Consider the following 18,405-nt stretch of genomic DNA (forward strand, 5'->3'; position numbering starts at 1 on the left):
TCATGGCCATACCTGTACCTGGAGTAGAGTTTAACCAAAGTGATGTTGGTGGCCAGTATTTGGCAAAGCTGCAGGCGCTGGCGCAAGCGGTGGATGCCGCCGTCGGAGGCGTAAACTCTAACGCTGGTTTAGAAAGTGCGTTTGCTGAATATGTATCTATTGCCGTACCGGGTTATGTCGGACGATGGGAAGAGTTGACCGGGGCAGTCGCAGTAGATGATGTTGTCTATCACGCAGCAACGCAAAAATTATGGAAAGCGGTGCAGGTAATCGCTGATGTTACCGCTAGCGAGCCGGCTGGGGCTAATTCTGATTGGGAGATACTTTCCAGCACTATTAATATCGCCACTACAGCGGAAGCTCTGGCGGGTACAGCGGGCGCAATACTTGATGCCGCTCGCGGCCATGAAATGGTTGCATATTGGGGCATCCCTTTCCCTAGAAGTATTCCTAATGTAGACATAGATACTGTAACTACGGGCAGGAATTACACTTGTTACGGCTCGCTGCACCCTAACGCTAACGCGGGGGATAACCCATTTCCTAACAGCGGCGGCGCCTTTAGCTTGCGTGTCACTGGGGAAGGTCTTGGTGTGCCGGGTAAGTATTGCCTGCAAATTGCATCAGAACTTTCTAGCTCTAAGCCCGCGACAAAGGTTAGGTCTATTGCGGGCAATAACTGGTCTCCGTGGACTACGATCTGGACAGATAAAAACCTTGCTATGGCAGGCTCATCTACTGACATTACAGTGGGGAGTGTTCCTTTTGTGGGCTGGCTGGGGTTGGGTAACCCTATTGAATTAACGTCCTCAGATGACCTTTATGATCTTCCCTCTCTGGGGATTAACTGCACTGCGTATTACGACTATACCGGGGGTAACTCTCCGTCGAACACACCGGAACCCGGCGCGGCACAAGTTACTAGAACTTTTCACACAACTGTTTTTGAAAAACTAGAGGTGTACAGGCCCGGTAGTGGAAAAACCTTTGTTGATTATAAGGTTTCTGGCGTTTGGCAAGGTTGGCAAGAAGCGGGTTCATCCGGCTCTGGCGGTTTTGTAACAGACTCGGTACGTGCATTTACGAGCGCAGATGAGTCGAGCAACAACATTACAGTCGATCTCGACTGTAGCCAGTCCAATTTTTTCTTGCTCGACTTCAGTGACGGCTCTATTTCGACCAGCGGCACTATTACACTTAATTTAACTAACGTCCCAGATGGCACCGACGATGTGTTTTATGGGCACATCGCTGCGGTGAGGCTAGGACGTAAAGCCACGGCGTCAATTACCTGCGCGGGAAAGACAGTTAGCTGGATTTCTACGCCTAGCGCGTTTAACAACAACACAACCGGCTTTGACAACATTCACTTTTACACAATGCCGCTCAATCCATCCAAGCTACTGCTGTCACTCAACGACGGTAGATCGTCGGGGTATATGTAATGCTTAGCTTAAAAAAGTTGCAGGTTCAGATAGATGGTGACATATACGCCCGTGGCGGAGAGCTAATCATAGACTCTAGTGCTACGTTTGATGGTTATTTTATTGCAGATGTTTATCTCGGGGGTGCCGGACAAGGTAAAGGCGGCGATGCCGACGGCGCTTACGGCCAAAACTACGGACAATATGGCGACCACGGGAATAAAGTGGACGCAACTACACGGCACCTGTCTGGAGAAATAACCGTAAATATTGGCGCCGCCAGTGCTCACGGAGAAAGCGACTATATTGTCTCGGGGTCGGATGTGTACGGCGAGGACGCCGATGCTGGTGGTGACACTACGCTGGCCTCGTCAGGCGTAAGCTTGCTTGCGACGGGTGGTGGCGAATTAGGAAAAGGCGCTGTATCCGCGTTTGTTGCGGGTGGCGATAAGAGCTATGACAGAAACAGAAGAGCACTGTCATTTGGGTACAACCCGCTGGGCGGCGCGTACAGTCAAGGCGGCGGGTGGACGGGAGTGTTCGCGCCCAATGCAAACAACGGTGTTGTGCAGCTTATGGGGATTACATCATGATCAAAAAATACATTGATAATGCAGAGCAAACTATTTTAAGTGAGCGCGATGTAAAACAGCGCTTTGCGCCTGAGATTATTAACAGTTTGGACGCTCTCGACTCTGGTTGGCTAGCGAATGTTGGCGTTGAGGTTATCGATTACGTCGAAACCCCAAAGCCCGCAGTCGAAAAGTGGCAAACATTGGTTGAGGGGCCACTAGACAAATCGGTGCCCGGCAGGTGGAGCACGACGTGGGTAGTCATGAACCCAAGCGTAGATGAAGCTCTTGAAATGCGCAAAGCGATCATTGAGCGCGAACGTGATGCGCTGCGCAATGCTGCAGATGCCACTGTAACGCTAGCCGATGGCCGTGTTTTTCAAACTGACCCAGTAAGCCGTGATCTAATGAGCCAAGCAAAGTCCAATGCCGATTTAAACGGCGGCTTTGCGGTTGATGCAATTTGGCGCGGTGCCGACAACGTTAACTACCCACGTACAACAGCGTTGTTTGCTGAGATCAGCTTAAAGGAGGAAGAGCGCCAGGAACCAATTTGGTATTTGAGCTGGGTGCTGAAAGAAGAGATAAGAGCCATCGCGGCAAGTGAGCTGCTAACAGACGATGAAAAAGTAACAGCGATAATGTCGCAAACGTGGGCAGAGCCCGAACCCGAACCCGAACCCGAACCCGAACCCGAACCCGAACCCGAACCCGAACCCGAATAATGATCACGCTCTTTGGTGGGCCGTACCAGGGCGTAAAGGTTTGCCATCTTCCCGGTGGCAAGCGGGTACAGCTCCTCGAAGATATCCACCTCCCCAACGGCGATATCGTCCCCGCCGGCTTTACGTGCGATACCGACAGCGTGCCCCGGTTACTGGGACCACTGTATGCCTGGTTTAAAGGCCGCTCCATTCTGGGCGCCATCGTTCACGATTTTTGCTACCGCAAAAAGATTCCGCGAGCCGAGTGCGATGTACTGTTTCTGCAGGCAATGACATGGGAAGGAGTGAGAAAGCGCTACCGCTACCCGATTTATTACGCCGTCCGGGCGTTCGGTCGGTTTCACTATTGAAGCGCTTCAACTGACACAGCACGGCCCCCGCGTTTGAATAAGCGCTCTAACGACCGCTAACAACTACTGGGGAATATCATGCGCTTACTAATCTTCTTATCTCTCGCTCTTGCACTTGCAGGATGCGCCAGCAACCAACCCGACGATCGCTGGCTGCAGTGGGCGGCCGCCGAGCAAGCCCGGCAAGACAGGCTATCGATGCAAGCGGCAAGCTGTGAAACAGATTTATGTCGCGTCATGGTCGCCCAGGAAGGCAACAAAGTGACAACCCCGCAGCCCAGAAGCGACTACCACCCAGCCTGGGGGCTGCTGGATAAAACCCTATCAATGGCGCTGCCAATCTACGGCAGCTACATGGTTGGTCAGCAGTGGTCAGACGCGCTTGTGGGCGTGACCGGTGCGGTGACGGCGATGGATCGCAGCTATATCGATAACTCGTTATCAGTAGGTGGCGACCAGATTGGCGGCGATCGCATTAATGACAGCAGCTCATACGCGGGGCGTGATCTAGTCAGCGGCCGCCAGCTAAACGACAGCAGTACACAGATTGGCGGGGACAGCGTAGGTGGCGATCAGTGGCACGGTGACCGGTACGCCGATAGCTGCCTGGGTGACAGCTGCGCCAACTACTCGCCAGGGCCGGTGGACAACAGCGATAGCTCTGACAGCTACAACGATGCATCGGATAACCGGACCACCACACCAGTTCAGTAATAAAAGCGGCGACGACAACGGTGCTGTAACACCGCTGCCGACGTCGATTAGCAGTACAAGGCTGCAAACCGACCAAGGCCGCCCACTCTCGCGAGAGTAGGCGCATGTTAACAGAATGAAAAAGGTTTGCGCACGATGGAAGATGTTAGATGTTACGACTGCGGTCGTAAGTTGGCCGTGGCCGATTTTAAAGAGATACAGATCAAGTGCCCGCGCTGTAAAGCGCTTAATCATCATGTGAAGGCCACCGAGCCTCTGGACGGAAGCCCCGGAGGCAATAATGGCAAACCCAATCATTCCATGGATAGGCGGCAAGCGTAGGCTTGCAGACCGCATATTTCCACTGTTCCCCAGCCACAAATGCTACGTCGAGCCGTTTGCTGGAGGAGCGGCCTTGTTCTTCTTGCGGCCGAACCCAGCGGACGTGGAGGTGTTAAACGATATCAACGGCGACCTGGTTAACCTATATCGCGTGGTACAGCACCACTTAGAGGAGTTTGTACGGCAGTTTAAGTGGGCGCTGAGCTCGCGCCAGGTGTTTAAGTGGCTACAGGACACGCGGGTGGAGACGCTGACCGATATCCAGCGAGCGGCAAGGTTTTACTATTTGCAGCAATCAGCGTTTGGTGGGCTGGTGGAGGGCCAAACCTACGGCACCGCGACAACAACACCGCCTGGTCTAAACCTGCTGCGCTTAGAGGAGCAGCTCTCGGCCGCACACCTTCGGTTATCTAGCACGTTCATCGAGCACCTTAGCTGGGCTGATTGCATTAAGCGCTACGACCGGCCGCACACGCTGTTCTATATGGACCCACCGTACTGGGAGACAGCTGGCTACGGCGTGGAGTTTGGCTTTGAGCAATACGAACAGATGGCAAAGGTGCTGGCCGGCTTACAGGGTAAGGCAATTATCAGCCTGAATGACCACCCAGACATCCGCCGTTGCTTTTCAGACTTCCACACCGAGACAACCGATATCAAGTACACGGTGGGCGGTGGTGCAAGTAGTCAGGCAAAGGAGGTGTTGATATTTAGCTGGGATGTGAAGGCGGAGCCGGCTGGGTTATTCTAGTGTTTCAATAGGTGTGATTCCGTTCCGTTGTGCGTAACAGATAGCGCCACTCAATTATCGCGCTGGAAGCTGTGATTTATCGCGCGCGGCATCATAAAGGCGTCGATGCCGCGAATACTAAAGCCGGTACTCAGCGTACCGTGCACGTTGGGCACCTGAGCGACTAAGTCGTAAAAGCTCTCAATTTGTTGATCGGTCATGGCTTCTTCGGTTAGTACCGCCACACTGGCTGCGGTGTCCTGCAAAGATCGCGCGATCTTTTGACCGGTAACCACGAGCTCCTCAACTTTAGCGGGCTCGGTTTGAGCCTGTGCGTTAACGGTGATGATAGCCAGACTGAGCAAACCGCCGGTTTTGAGCATAAATGAACGAGCTTTCACGAGTTTAACCCCCAAGGTTAAATACAATTTAACGTTAATCTTAATGATAAGTATTATCACATCGTGTATTGGCTAGCGCAAGGCGTAAATCGCCACAAGCCTGACGCGTGCTAGGTTTAGCGCTGCGGGATTCGCGGGATTCGCGGGATTCGCTGCATTTGACTGTCTTAAACCGCAACTACAAATAAGCCAAGAGGTAATGACATATTGCAAATGGTAATCGTTGTCATTAAGATTGCAGGCCAAATGAACGTGACGACTTGGGGGTCACAATGTCTACTATTATTTATCTCAGCCGCTGGCGCGCCTTGCCTGGCTTTACCTTGTTGGCGTTATCAGCCGTGATTAGCTCGACGGTCTACGCTCAAACAACGGACGAAACGCACAAAGCCAAGTCTGGCGTTGAAGAAATTTTAATCACCACTAAGTACACCACCAACGATCGCCTGGATACCGCCACAGGTCTTGGGCTGACTCTGTACGAAACGCCTCAATCGGTCAGTGTCATGACCAGTCAGCGTTTGCAGGATCAGGATTTGCGCTCGTTAACCGATGTGATTAATAACGCCGCAGGTGTCTCGTCGGTTGCGACAGATAGCGCGCGTCATCGTTTTTCGGCACGCGGTTTTGCCATCGATAACTATCAGATTGATGGTGTTCCCATGAGCTGGAGTTCTGGCGGCGATGCCGGAGAAACTCAATCAAGCACCGCGTTGTACGAACGTGTTGAGGTTGTGCGCGGCGCCACCGGCCTGCTGACCGGTGCCGGCAACCCGTCCGCTTCGGTCAACCTAGTGCGCAAGCACGCCGACAGCAAAGTATTGACCGGCTCAGCTAACGTATCGGTGGGCACATGGGATACCTACACCGCTACCGCTGATGTGAGTACTGCTTTGAATCGCTCGGGCAGCGTGCGTGGCCGAGCCGTTGTTAACTACGAAGATGGTGATTCTTTCCGCGATCTGGCCGGCGATGAAACCACCGTATTTTATGGCGTGCTGGACGCCGATGTGACCGACAATATGTTGCTGCGCGTGGGGGCAAGCTACCAGGATAACCAACCCACAGCTTCTACCTGGGGCGGCCTAACTCCTTGGTTTAGCGACGGTGGCCGTACCGATTGGGAGCGTTCCAAAACCATTGGTGCAGACTGGACCTCGTGGGCCTCAACCGTACAAAATCAGTTTGCCGATTTGATTTACGATTTTGGCAACGACTGGCGCTTAAAGCTAAACGTTAACCGCAATGTGAACGAAGCAGATTTGATGCTACTTTATATGTCGGGCACCGTTGATCGCGAAACCGGCTTAGGCTTAAATCCCTCACCCTATAATGCCGAGACCGAGCGCGATCAGATCAGTTTCAGCGCGCAGCTGTCTGGCAGCTATTCACTGTTTGGCAATACTCACGATCTAACTGTCGGTGCCATCAGTAGCGAGCAAGATTTTATCTCGCAAACTCGCGCACGCTCGGATGTGGCGCCCGTGGGCAACTTCTTTGAATGGGATGGCAGCTATCCGCAACCGACGTGGGGCGAACAGTCCGTAGCCACCAACCTCAATACCAAACAAGAGGGGTTGTACGCCGCGACACGCTTAGAGGTCACCGATGCGTTTAAAGTGATTCTGGGTGGACGAGTGTCTAATTGGGAGCAAACCGATCACATCGACGGTTCTGGCGATTTTAGCGCTGATAATATTTTTACGCCGTACGCTGCACTCTTGTACGATCTGAGCGAACACCACTCGCTGTACACCAGCTACACGGAGATTTTCCAACCGCAAAGCGAACGCGACCGCAACGGCGACTACCTAGATCCGATTGATGGCATCAACTACGAGCTGGGCTTAAAAAGTCGCTTCTTTAACGATGCCCTGCACACCACGATCAGTCTTTTTAATGTAGTTCAGGACAATCTGGCTCAGCCCGATGGCAATATAACAATCCCTGGCACGGTGCCCGAAGAGCAGGCGTACCGCCCCGCTGAGGGCGCTGAAGCAACCGGCGTCGAGCTGGAGGTGGTGGGCCAAATAACCGATGGCTGGGATATTAGTGTTAGTTACACCAACTTCGATGCTGAAGATGCCAAAGGGGACGCGGTGAACACCAATCAGCCTAACGAGTTGTTTAAGTTGTACACCACGTACCAATTTTCCGGCGCACTCGATAAGCTAACGCTTTCTGGCGGTTTTAACTGGCAAGGTGGCAACTATACCGATGCGACTAACCCTGTGACAAAGGACCCCGAGCGCCTGGAGCAAAAATCCTACTCATTGGTCAGCTTGATGGCGCGCTACGACATTTCGTCGCAACTGTCGCTGCAGTTAAACGCGGACAATGTGTTGGATGAAACCTACTACAGCCAAATCGGGTTTTACAGCCAGCTAGAGTATGGCGAGCCGCGCAATATTACCGCATCGGTAAACTATAAGCTCTAACGCTCAGTTAGGTGTTGCGTATTAGCGTGACGACTTGACTCTATAGCCCTGCAGGTAGGCGCGATTGGCAGCTACCTGCGGGCTTTTTACGTTTAACGTTCTATTGGAATCCGTTATGGGCTTAACCGGTTGGCGCCTTGTTTCATTGATTGCCGCGGCATTATTGGGTGGCTACGCTCTGGCCAACTCCGTGGGTATTTTTGTTGCCGCTTTTTTACCTGCCAGTAAAAGCGATGCCGTTTTGGCGGGTAACCTGGTCAGTTTTGCGGTGTACGTCGCTGCCATTATTTGGGTTGGCGCGGTACGAAAGCCGATGCGCGCCTGGCTTGTCTTGTTGATTCCGGCGCTCATTCTGACAGGCCTTTGCCTGGCCAAGGGAGTGGATGTGTTAGCGAGTGTGGGCTTATGAGTCAATCGTCATCGAAGAATAAAAAAGCCTCCGTCTCACTCGATGGTGGCTTTCGCCAAGCCATGACTTGGTTGCACACCTGGGTCGGGTTAACCCTGGGTTGGGTGTTGTTTTTAATTTTTGTTACAGGTACGGCTGGGTATTTCGATACTGAAATTGATCGCTGGATGCAGCCCGAGCTCCCGTTCGTAGAGGCCCCGTTAAGCACGCTGGAGACGGCCAATGTGGTGCGTGCCCGTTTAGAGCAGGAGGCACCCCAAGCAGAGCGTTGGTACATTAGTTTGCCAGCTGGGCGCAACCAACTTTACCCCAGCGTGTTTTGGCAAGGCGCTTCTGAAGAGGCTGGTGCAAGCTCGGCCCGCGGGCGTTTAACGCTGGATGCTAAAACCGGTGAGACGCTTACCCCACGCGATACTGGCGGCGGGCAAACCCTATACCAGATGCACTGGCGCCTGCACTACCTTGGGCGCGGTTACTCCGATTGGATTATTGGCCTTGCCACGTTGTTTATGATGGTGGGGCTCATCACCGGCATCATTATTCACAAAAAAATATTTGTCGACTTTTTTACCTTCAGGCCCGGTAAAGGCCAGCGCTCTTGGTTGGATGCGCATAACTTTTTTAGCGTGTTTGCACTGCCCTTTCATTTAATGATCACCTATTCGGGTTTATTGTTTATGGGGTTTTCACTGATGCCTTTAATAGTCGCATCGCACTATGGCGATGAAGGCCGGCGGCAGTTTTATGCCGAAGTATTTGACCCGCCAGGCATCGTGGGCGCTGCTAACACCCCTGCCCCTCTGGTGCCCTTTGCCAGTGTTATTAATCATGCCGAACAGCGCTGGGGCCAAGGCCGGGTTCAGGTGGTTGATGTTCACCACCCACAAGATGCCAGCGCGCGGGTGGTATTGTACGAAAGCATCGATCAAACGGTTAGCACCAGTGGCGAGCGCTTGGTGTTTGATGGTGTAACGGGTGATCTTTTGCACATAGAGCCGGCTGATGCCTCTATGGCCAAGCATGTGCGCGATGTGTTTCTTGGTTTGCACGAGGGCTTGTTTGCTGGTACCACACTGCGTTGGCTGTATTTTTTATCCGGTGTGCTGGGCACTGGTATGGTGGCAACCGGGTTAATTTTGTGGACAGCTAAACGCCGAAAAAAAGCCGAGCGCAAGCCGGGCCGCACGCACATCGGGTTGGTGTTGGTCGAGAGATTAAACACAGGTACGATTAATGGTTTACCGGCAGGCATTGCTGTGTATTTTGCGGCCAACCGTTTACTGCCTATAGATATGGTTGGGCGCAGTGATTGGGAGATACACAGCCTATTTTTAACCTGGCTTGGAATGTTGTTATACGCCGCCCTACGGCCGAGAATCAGCGCCTGGCAAGAGCTACTGGCCGTTACTGGCGTGTTGTTCATTACCCTGCCCTTGTTAAACGCGCTCACAACGGAACGCAATGTGGTGCGCAGTGTAATGTCCGGCGACTGGGTCTTTGTGGGCTTTGATCTAACCATACTGGTTATCGGGTTCGCTTTTAGTTGGGCAGCTTGGTGTGTCTTCCGTATCAGGCAAGGCGCTTTGCCGAATCCAGAAAATTCCATTCTCACGCGGCGAAGCAACAACAAGCTAGGCCAAGGACGCACGCCATGATTACGCCTTATGCATTGTTTTTAACACAGTGGTTAATCGGGGTTGGTGCCTTGGCGAGCTTGTGTCTGGCAATGAACCGCCACGCATGGGAGCTAAGCAAGCTTGACGGTAAGTCGCGCTTAAGTTCGCCCCTGTTGCGGGTGTTGGGCTGGGGGCAAATCTCCCTCAGTTTTATCGTCAGTGTCGCCCTGCAAGGCTGGAGCTTCGGACTTGTCTCCGCGCTGGGCAGCCTTACGTTATCGGCCGTTATCGTGACAATGACAGTGACTTATTATTTGCCGTGGCTTACCAAACTCGGCGTCGTTAGCGCCACGCTTGGACTGCTTGTGTTGTCTGGCGTATTGATTGTTTTATAGCTCTTTTACGACACTCAGCTAAAACCACGGATGTGAACTTCCAGAATGTCTCGATAAAGCCAGCGGTAAGCGTTATTTAAATGTATAGAAGGCTGCGTCGCGCTGTCATATTGACAGGATGAAAGCGCGACGATGCTTTGTTAACTCATGTTAACTCACTATTGCGAGTCGCACGTCATTTGTGAAATGCAGCTTTGATCACTCTCCCAACCCCAACCAGACGACGTATTTTGACACACGGGATAAATCGAACCGTGCCAGTCACAACTGCCACCACTGCTACTATTATCGCCAGTGCTAACGGCAATGCATGATTGCTCGTTCTCCCAACCCCAGCCGTCACCGTCAGGATCAGAATTCGCGTCACAGCAGATGGGTGTGCCATCTTGCGTACCGCAGGCGGGGTTGTTATTACTGTTATTGCTGCTATTTGTTACTACGCAGCTTTGATTGTTTTCCCAGCCCCAGCCATCGCCGTCAGGGTCGGAGTTAACATCGCAACAAATTGGGTTGCCATCTTGCGTCCCGCAACTCGCATTACCACCATTGCTGTTGCCACCATTGTTACTATCACCACCGCTGTACACGCTGGCCGTCGCCGATGTGGCCGCTATACCATTGGCGCCATTGATGAGTGTTTGTCCCCAGCTTGTTAAATTGCTCGGGTTAAAGTTTTCCACGATATCGAGCGAGGCAAGATCACTGCTATTGCCTGACCACGACCAACCTAAATAGCCCACTCCGGCATTTTGTGCGGCTTGTAAAATAGCGCCTTCGGCCACGTCTTCTGCAAAGTGATCAGCGGCAAACTCCCCGACGACTAGTGGTAAACCATCGCTCACGAATCCATTGATATAGCTTTGTACCTTGTTGGCGGTGTCATACACCTGATACATGTGGACGCTAAAAACCACGTTGTTATCGACGTCTGCACTGAGTACCGCTGGGGCATTAGCGCGCATTAACCCTTGCCAATCCTGCCCCCAGTTTGGCGCATCCACCATCAACGTGTGAGTTAAGCCAGCACTGCGCAGGCGATTAATGGCGTTAGCGTGGCCGTTGATCCACTCAGACGCACTGGCACCATTACCAAACGGCTCGTTGCCAATGTTAATAATGACATAATCTTCCTCGCCCTGTAGGACGCTGGCAATATCCAGCCAGTAGTCAACGGCACCAGAAAGTGTTTGGGCTCCGGCCTGTTCGCCGTAACCGGTTGTATCATGCACTTCCAACACCGCGATTAAATTGTTGGCTTTGCAGGTATCAATAATAGCTTGCACGTCGCTGGCACTCGTGCGGCTCCAGCGAGAGCCGCTGGATAACACGACGCGCACAGAGTTTGCACCTGTGGCGGATATATCGGCCAGCGATTGGCTGGTTTGGCTGCTAAACCATGCGTGAGGAACATTAACCCCGCGCATAACAAAGGGGTTGCCATTGCCATCTTTTAAGGTGGCGCCATCGGTATAAAACCCCGCGTAGGCGGAGCTGCACAGAGCTGCGGCCGCCATTGCGGCCATTATGCGTTTGAGGTAGCGATGAAATTTAAGCATATGATGACTCCGATATTGTCTTTTATTAGATTTTGCAACCGGTTACATTTTTAGTCTACTGCATTTTCTTTACAATGTGTAGAACTACCTCATAAAACGGGAATGCACTTAAATATCGCTATTTATGGCGTGCGCAATACCGCTTACCTCAGGTCTACCATGTGTATCCGGTTACAAGTTTAGACTGAAAACCACAAAAGAATCACGCTACCTTAAGGGGGCAGCACTATGTACCGACAAACACACACGCTGTCACCTCACCCTAGCGCCCTCCATTTACATACGTATTCATTACGAACTTAAAATAGATTAACGATAAACTCGCCCTGTCGGATCTCATCGTTAACACTCTAATAAAGACGTACGATTATGAAATGTTTCCAGCTTTTCTCCTGCACAGTCTTGGCTGCAGTGCTTGTCCTTAACGGCTGCAGTGCGCCATTGCCGCACACTAGCAATCAAGATCTTAGCCGTTACCAGCCCCAACCCTATATTAAATTTGAACACCAAGACTGGACCAAAAATGCCAGTATTTATCAGATTAACACGCGTCAGTTCACGCAAGAGGGTACATTTCGCGCGGCGGCAAAAGAGCTGCCCCGTGTTAAAGCACTGGGCACTGACATTATCTGGCTGATGCCGATTCACCCTATTGGCCAGCAAAACCGTAAAGGTGAGCTAGGTAGTCCCTACGCGGTTAAAGATTACTTTGCGGTAAATCCTGAATTTGGCACGCTGACGGACTTTAAATATTTTGTTGACGAAGCACACCAGCTTGGCATGTACGTCATTATTGACTGGGTGGCAAATCATACCGCGTGGGACAATGTTATTCGGCAAGAGCATCCCGAATGGTACGCAAAAGATTACAAAGGTGACGTCCACCCGACTCCTTGGTTTGATTGGTTCGACATTATCGACCTTGATTACCGCTCTCCCGAACTACGCCAGTACATGAGCTCGGCACTAAAGTATTGGGTTAAAGAGGTAGGTATTGATGGCTATCGATGTGATGCTGCGGGCTTTGTTCCCCTCGACTTCTGGAACAATGTAAGTGCAGAGTTGCGCCAGATAAAACCCGTATTTATGTTGGCCGAGTGGGAGTCTCGTGATATGCACGAACACGCCTTTGATGCTTCTTATGCGTGGTCTTGGTGGGAGATCATGCACGATCTTGCCAAGGGCAAAGCGAGCCTAGGTGAGCTGGCCGGCTACTACGCCTGGAACGAAAAATTTTACCCTAAAGACAGCTACCGCATGACGTTTGTCACCAACCATGACAAAAACTCTTGGGATGGTACTGACCGAGAGTTGTTTGGTGAGGCTTTAGAGTCGGTAGCCGTTCTATCTGTGATCGGCGAGGGAATGCCGCTGATATACAACGGCCAAGAAGCCGGTAACAATAAGCGTTTAGAGTTTTTCAAACGCGACCCAATCCAGTGGAAAAAAGACCCAATGGGCGAGTTGTACCAACGTTTATTTGCGTTAAAGAAAGACAACACCGCACTCTGGAATGGCCACTGGGGTGCAACCATGATTAAAGTACCAAACTCTATACCAGATAAGGTATTTAGCTTTGTTAGGCAAAATGATAAAGATAAAGTCTTTGGTGTATTCAACTTTTCAGACATGCCAGTCACAGTTGATTTTGACGAGCAATTGTTTACCGGCCAATATCAAGATTTCTCCAGCGGCAATACTGTTAAATTAGAAACGAATAGCACGCTCGATATTGAACCCTGGGGCTACAGAGTGTTGCTGCAATAAACTCGCTACCACCAAAGTAAAACCCAAGGCCGTACCTTTTAAGGTGCGGCTTTTTTGCCTGTAAGCTTAAAGCCAATAGGCAAATATAGTCCTTGCGACCTAAAAGGTAATTCTTGATATACTCGTAACATTATTTTTTAGGGGGCCATTATGGCAATCATCCAAACGTTATGCTCGCACTGCTTAACCGCCAACCGTGTCGACGAGACCCGCCTTAATGACGGTCCAAAGCGTGGCAAGTGCCGCAATTCCTTGTTCGCAGCGCAACCAATAGCGGCCGATGATGCACAGTTCAGCCGCTGGCTTCACAATGAGCAACTACCCCTCGTGGTAGACTTTTGGGCCGAATGGTGCGGCCCCTGCAAAACCTTTGCCCCCGCTTTTGCCCGCGCGGCGAGCGGCTTAGAGCCAATTGCGAGATTCATCAAAATAAACACCGAGTTGGCACAACAAACATCCGCCCAATTTGGTATTCGTAGCATCCCCACGTTAATGGTTTTTCACGATGGTCAAGCCATTGCGCAACAGGCGGGCGCTCTACCCTACCCTCAGTTCTTGCAATGGCTGAATGGCGCGCTTAACCCCTAAGCCCACTTGAACAACACAAGAGGCCCAACAGGAGCAGCTTAAAACACTGTTTGCCATTTTATCTGGGGCAAATCGACGGCTGCCGCACCGCCCCGCATTTGCCTACCTAGCATGACCATTACTTTACACATGGCCGCCAACAGCGACTAACAAAACCCTCTTTTACGTTCAACGCAATTCTGGCGCGGCCACTCGTGCGCGCTTCTTGGTGCGCACTGTGACCTAATGCCTACAGTAAATTTGTGCTGTGCGGCGGACTAGCGCGGACCTTAGAGTGGCGCATTACTTCGCAAAGCATCAATTAGTCGACAAACAGCCTGCTTACGTGCCCGATTGCGTCACACTTTTTCTTATAGTCCATTTGACACAAAGATTTTCCAGGGCTAATATCACCCCAAGCTACAACTTGTATACTAGTGGCCAAGATGACCGCAGCACCTACAAAAAGCTAGAACAGGTGATAACAATAATTTATTAATGACAAGAGGATTGGGTTCATGCCTAACAAACCACAGTTTAAGCATTCAAAACTCGGACTGCTAAGCCTTCTGATTGCCAGCTCGACCACCGCCATGGCACAAAATACCGACGTACCTGAAAACGGCGCCGCTATTGAAGAGGTGGTTATTACAGGCTATCGCGGCAGCCTTTTAAATTCGACCATGGCAAAACGGAATTCGGTTGGTTTCTCGGACGAGGTGTTCTCGGACGACATTGGTAAAATGCCAAGCCAAAACCTGGCAGAATCCTTAAGCCGTATTCCCGGTGTAAATATCAACCGCGAGGTGACCGGTGAAGGCCAGCAAATATCCGTTCGCGGCTTGGGCCCCTCTTTTACCAAGGTGGTATTAAACGGCAACTCCATGTCGGTTGCCTCTATGGGTGATATGAATCAAAACGGTAGCGATGGTCGTCAGGTAAGTTTGGATATCTTTCCGCCCGAGTTGTTTAAAAGCCTAACCGTTAATAAAACGGCGACGGCGAAACAAATTGAAGGCGGTGTGTCGGGCTACGTAAATATGAAAACACTGCGTCCGTCAGACTTAGGCGAAGGCCACACACTCAATGTAGGTGTGGACGGCATTTATAAAGAAGCGACCAGTTCAACCAACCCCAAAGGCTCACTCACCTACAGTTTCTCTAATGAGACGTTCGGGGTGTTAGCGAGCGTGGTGGCGCAATCGAATGACCATGGTGTTGACGGTTATGAAGTTATCGGCAATGTCTTGCAAGGCGCTTGTCTGGGTGAGCCGGGTAGCAATGCCTGCGCCGATGGCAGTGGCGACGGATTACGTTACTCCAATATTGCGTCGGCCGACTACGCCGCTGCCCATCCGGGCGTTAATGCCGGTGATGTCATCGATATTAGTGGTCAGCAGTCAACGTTTGACGCGATGCAGCTGCCTTACATCGGGCGCATGGTGTCAACCAATGGCAAGAAAGACAGCGTCTCGGCGTTGGTGTCTTTAGAGTACACACCCAACGACGATATTACGGCGGCGTTAGACTTTTTGAGTGCCGACACAGCCAACGAATACACCCGGGATGAAATATCTCACTTTTATCGTCGCAACTATGTGTATCAGCCGATCCCCTCTGATATTCAACTGGACAGTAAAAACCAAGTGGTTTCAGGCACTTTTTATGGCACGTCGCCCTGGATTGGCTCGCAGGATTACGACGAAGAAACCACCTTTACCAGTATTATGCCCAGTGTCGACTGGCAAATATCCGACAGCTTTTCGATGGCGGCATCGGCCAGCTTTACCGACTCGGAGTTTTCTCGTTACAACCCCTACGGCTTAATGTTTGGCGCCTCGACTACGCTTGAGTACGCCAATGATGGCATTGTGCCCTCTGTTAATTATGGCAGCACAAGTGATTACGCCAATTACACAACCCATGACGGGGAAGACCGGATTCGCGCCAGCCACACCGAGCGTGAAACCAGCACCAAAGGTTTTCATGTTGATTTTGAGTACGGTGAAGATCCCGATCGCAACGGCTTTAAATTCGGTATCCATCACGATGAAATAGAATCCACCCGACAAACCTTCCTGCCAGTGTTTGGTATGGAGTACGACGGTAATGCCGACGGCTCTGTCACAATGGCCGAGTACCTTGAGGGCTCAGGGGCGACAGCTGAACTCAGCAATAATATTGAGAGCTATATCCGGACTGTTAATTTTGGCTCTAACATCGACGGTTGGAACGGCGTACAAAGTTTTGGTGCTACTGATTGGTCAGCTATGAAGGATCTAATTGGTTTTGACCAGTGGCAAGAAGAGCAGCAAAACCTAACCGATATCACCGAAGAAGTCACCGCACTGTATTTAGAGTTTAATACCGAAACAGAAGTCGCCGGCCGTATTCTGCGTACCAACAGTGGCGTACGTGCGTTAAAGACCGACCAATACGTCGAAGACCAAACCGGTGCTACCAACGAAAGTTACGACCGTATACTGCCCTCTTTTAGCGCTGTGTATGATTTAACCGATGATGTTAAGCTGCGCACCAGTGCTTCACGCAGCCTGACCCGTGCCAACCCCAGTGATATGTTCCCTGGCGCGCAGTGGGATGGCTCTGGCATTGATGTGGTACGTGTGGGTAACCCGGGGCTCGCGCCGTTTGAATCCACCAACTTTGATATTGGTGGTGAATGGTATTTTAGTGAGTTGGGCTATGTTGGTTTAACCTACTACAACAAAGACATCACCGGGTTTACGTATCAGGACACCATTTTAGAAAATCTGGACAACCTGGGGCAGTACGGGGTTGATCTTAATGAGCTGACACCCACTCAGTTAGAGGCAGAAGCAATTTGTAGCCCTAACTGCACCGTGCAAGTCATTACCCGGGTAAACACTCGCGAGGCCAGCACCCTGAAAGGCTTTGAATTAATCTGGGTTCAGCCACTGGATTTTCTAATTGAAGGGTTGGGCTTTAATGCCAGTGCCAACAAAATCGAGGACGACTCGCCCGAAGGTGCCGAAATTACCGGTGTGGCGGACTCGTACAACGTAACCGGCTACTACGAAAACGATGCATTTCAGGCGCGCGTAACCCTGTATCACCAGGAAGGCGCGGTAGCGTTTAACTCGTGGGGGCAAGATGTGGAAACGCGCGATCGCTCGCAAGTGGATGTGTCGGCCAGCTACCGTTTGCCCGTTATGCAAGATAACGATGTAACCTTAACCTTTGACGCCTACAACCTGAACAACGAGCCGCTTTCTACGCGCTTTGCCGGTGACGGCGTGTTAGAGGATTCTCAGTCTTACAATGTTTACTACCCGGGCACGACCTATACCTTAGGTGTGCGCGCCTCTTTCTAACTAACGTAAGGTGCCGCTCGCCGGCACCCTCTGTTTCTCACAGTGCTCTCCTGGCACGGCTTACTGCTTTGCCCCGCTACTGCGGGGCGTTTTTTTATCACAATCAAAGGTTTGGCTATTGAAAATACTCTGGGTGGTCTTTTGGTAACGTTGCCAGCACTTTGTATATCTCTCTCAGGTGAACACTCATAGCCGTTATCGCCTCTTCCTTTTTGCCCATTTTAATGGCTCGTACAATGGCTTTGTGTTGGGTAAGTACACGCTTATATTGCCCGCTCATGTGCAAGCTTAAGTTGCGCACCCTGTCCATGTGGGCTTTTTCTTCTTCTATTTTTTCAGCGACACGCTGGTGGCCAGTATGACCTGCCAACATTTGATGAAACTCATCATCCAACTGTTGAAATAACAGCGCATTATCGGCCTCTGCCGCAACTTTTTGTTCCCTGATAATCGCCTCAGCGGCGCTCACCAGATCATCGCAAGTATTTTCGGCAAGATAACTGACAACGGATACCTCTAAAGCTTCGCGAATAAAACGCGCTTCGAGAATTTTTTCCATACTAAACCGAGAAACATAAGTGCCTCGCTGGGGTAGCACATCGACAAAACCCAAATTAGCCAGTTTGATCAAAGCCTCTCTTACCGGCGTCCGACTTACGCCAAACTTAGCGGCAAGCGCGGTTTCCGATATCATCTGCCCTGGCAAAAGCTCCATACTCACTATTGCATCCCGAATAAAGCCATAAATCTGCCCGCTGGCCGGACGATCGTAAGTGATGTTTTTTCCGTACTCGGCCGCTCTCTCTAAATAGTTATTGGTTCGGGGGCTCAAAAGCATACATCCTTAGTATTTATTGATGGACAAAGGCACAACTTATTCTAATCTATATAATGTTTAACAACCATTCCAACTTTTTAATGGTATTTAAAGCGTAACACATCGAAAAAGAGGCCCCACGCTATCGCGCAGGAGCTGGGGAAGGTAGCCGTAGGTTGGGCGTACTTCTTGCCTCTCGTCTCAGCTAACGGCAATAAAGCGAGTATGGCCGGTGCAATAGCTTTAACTC

The 18,405-nt window shown here is 51.2% G+C and carries 16 protein-coding genes; 13 read left to right on the top strand and 3 right to left on the bottom strand.

Going from position 1 to position 18,405, the window contains the following annotated elements; translation table 11 throughout:
- Nucleotides 1–2 precede the first annotated feature (2 nt).
- The 6 genes from AACY82_RS02885 to AACY82_RS02910 all read left to right on the top strand — a co-directional run bounded on the left by AACY82_RS02885 (nucleotide 3) and on the right by AACY82_RS02910 (nucleotide 4,857).
- On the top strand, nucleotides 3–1,445 hold the full coding sequence (locus AACY82_RS02885; protein WP_339615252.1) for a pyocin knob domain-containing protein: 1,443 nt from the start codon (nucleotides 3–5) through the stop codon (nucleotides 1,443–1,445).
- Nucleotides 1,445–2,017 (top strand): hypothetical protein, encoded by a 573-nt coding sequence (locus AACY82_RS02890; protein ID WP_339615253.1) that lies wholly within the window; start codon nucleotides 1,445–1,447, stop codon nucleotides 2,015–2,017. Before AACY82_RS02885 ends, AACY82_RS02890 begins: the two co-directional genes overlap by 1 nt.
- On the top strand, nucleotides 2,014–2,721 hold the full coding sequence (locus AACY82_RS02895) for a hypothetical protein (RefSeq protein WP_339615254.1): 708 nt from the start codon (nucleotides 2,014–2,016) through the stop codon (nucleotides 2,719–2,721). The genes AACY82_RS02890 and AACY82_RS02895 overlap by 4 nt, the downstream gene beginning before the upstream one ends.
- On the top strand, nucleotides 2,721–3,071 hold the full coding sequence (locus AACY82_RS02900; protein WP_339615255.1) for a DUF1353 domain-containing protein: 351 nt from the start codon (nucleotides 2,721–2,723) through the stop codon (nucleotides 3,069–3,071). Before AACY82_RS02895 ends, AACY82_RS02900 begins: the two co-directional genes overlap by 1 nt.
- Nucleotides 3,072–3,149: 78 nt before the next feature.
- Nucleotides 3,150–3,785 (top strand): hypothetical protein, encoded by a 636-nt coding sequence (locus AACY82_RS02905; protein WP_339615256.1) that lies wholly within the window; start codon nucleotides 3,150–3,152, stop codon nucleotides 3,783–3,785.
- Nucleotides 3,786–4,065: 280 nt separating this feature from the next.
- Nucleotides 4,066–4,857, top strand: a complete 792-nt coding sequence (locus AACY82_RS02910; protein ID WP_339615257.1) for a DNA adenine methylase — start codon at nucleotides 4,066–4,068, stop codon at nucleotides 4,855–4,857.
- A 50-nt stretch (nucleotides 4,858–4,907) separates the two neighbouring features.
- Here the strand turns inward: AACY82_RS02910 and AACY82_RS02915 are convergent, their stop codons facing one another.
- Nucleotides 4,908–5,237 (bottom strand): Plug domain-containing protein, encoded by a 330-nt coding sequence (locus AACY82_RS02915; protein WP_339615258.1) that lies wholly within the window; start codon nucleotides 5,235–5,237, stop codon nucleotides 4,908–4,910.
- Between the two features lie 272 nt (nucleotides 5,238–5,509).
- On the opposite strand from AACY82_RS02915, the gene AACY82_RS02920 reads away from it, so the two are divergent.
- From AACY82_RS02920 to AACY82_RS02935, 4 genes are all read left to right on the top strand, one after another.
- Nucleotides 5,510–7,675 (top strand): TonB-dependent siderophore receptor, encoded by a 2,166-nt coding sequence (locus AACY82_RS02920; RefSeq protein WP_339615259.1) that lies wholly within the window; start codon nucleotides 5,510–5,512, stop codon nucleotides 7,673–7,675.
- A 115-nt stretch (nucleotides 7,676–7,790) separates the two neighbouring features.
- Nucleotides 7,791–8,084 (top strand): DUF3649 domain-containing protein, encoded by a 294-nt coding sequence (locus AACY82_RS02925; protein ID WP_339615260.1) that lies wholly within the window; start codon nucleotides 7,791–7,793, stop codon nucleotides 8,082–8,084.
- Nucleotides 8,081–9,739, top strand: a complete 1,659-nt coding sequence (locus tag AACY82_RS02930; protein WP_339615261.1) for a PepSY-associated TM helix domain-containing protein — start codon at nucleotides 8,081–8,083, stop codon at nucleotides 9,737–9,739. The genes AACY82_RS02925 and AACY82_RS02930 overlap by 4 nt, the downstream gene beginning before the upstream one ends.
- Entirely contained in the window at nucleotides 9,736–10,095 is a 360-nt protein-coding gene (locus tag AACY82_RS02935) for a DUF3325 domain-containing protein (protein ID WP_339615262.1), read from the top strand. The genes AACY82_RS02930 and AACY82_RS02935 overlap by 4 nt, the downstream gene beginning before the upstream one ends.
- A gap of 158 nt (nucleotides 10,096–10,253) precedes the next feature.
- Here the strand turns inward: AACY82_RS02935 and AACY82_RS02940 are convergent, their stop codons facing one another.
- Nucleotides 10,254–11,651, bottom strand: coding sequence for a cellulase family glycosylhydrolase (locus AACY82_RS02940; RefSeq protein ID WP_339615263.1), 1,398 nt, complete (start codon nucleotides 11,649–11,651; stop codon nucleotides 10,254–10,256).
- A gap of 369 nt (nucleotides 11,652–12,020) precedes the next feature.
- Between AACY82_RS02940 and AACY82_RS02945 the strand changes: the two genes are divergently transcribed.
- The 3 genes from AACY82_RS02945 (at nucleotide 12,021) to AACY82_RS02955 (ending at nucleotide 17,338) form a co-directional block, all read left to right on the top strand.
- Entirely contained in the window at nucleotides 12,021–13,418 is a 1,398-nt protein-coding gene (locus AACY82_RS02945; protein ID WP_339615264.1) for an alpha-amylase family glycosyl hydrolase, read from the top strand.
- A gap of 150 nt (nucleotides 13,419–13,568) precedes the next feature.
- Nucleotides 13,569–14,006, top strand: a complete 438-nt coding sequence (gene trxC, locus AACY82_RS02950; RefSeq protein WP_339615265.1) for a thioredoxin TrxC — start codon at nucleotides 13,569–13,571, stop codon at nucleotides 14,004–14,006.
- Nucleotides 14,007–14,503: 497 nt separating this feature from the next.
- Nucleotides 14,504–17,338: a TonB-dependent receptor gene (locus tag AACY82_RS02955; protein WP_339615266.1), complete on the top strand. Its 2,835-nt coding sequence runs from the start codon at nucleotides 14,504–14,506 to the stop codon at nucleotides 17,336–17,338.
- Nucleotides 17,339–17,453: 115 nt separating this feature from the next.
- Here AACY82_RS02955 and AACY82_RS02960 read toward each other — a convergent pair whose 3' ends face one another.
- A complete protein-coding gene (locus tag AACY82_RS02960; protein WP_339615267.1) occupies nucleotides 17,454–18,170 on the bottom strand; it encodes a GntR family transcriptional regulator in 717 nt (238 codons plus the stop codon).
- Nucleotides 18,171–18,405 lie beyond the last annotated feature (235 nt).

This window comes from uncultured Gilvimarinus sp., from assembly GCF_963972205.1.
GTDB classification, from domain to species: Bacteria; Pseudomonadota; Gammaproteobacteria; order Pseudomonadales; family Cellvibrionaceae; genus Gilvimarinus; species Gilvimarinus japonicus.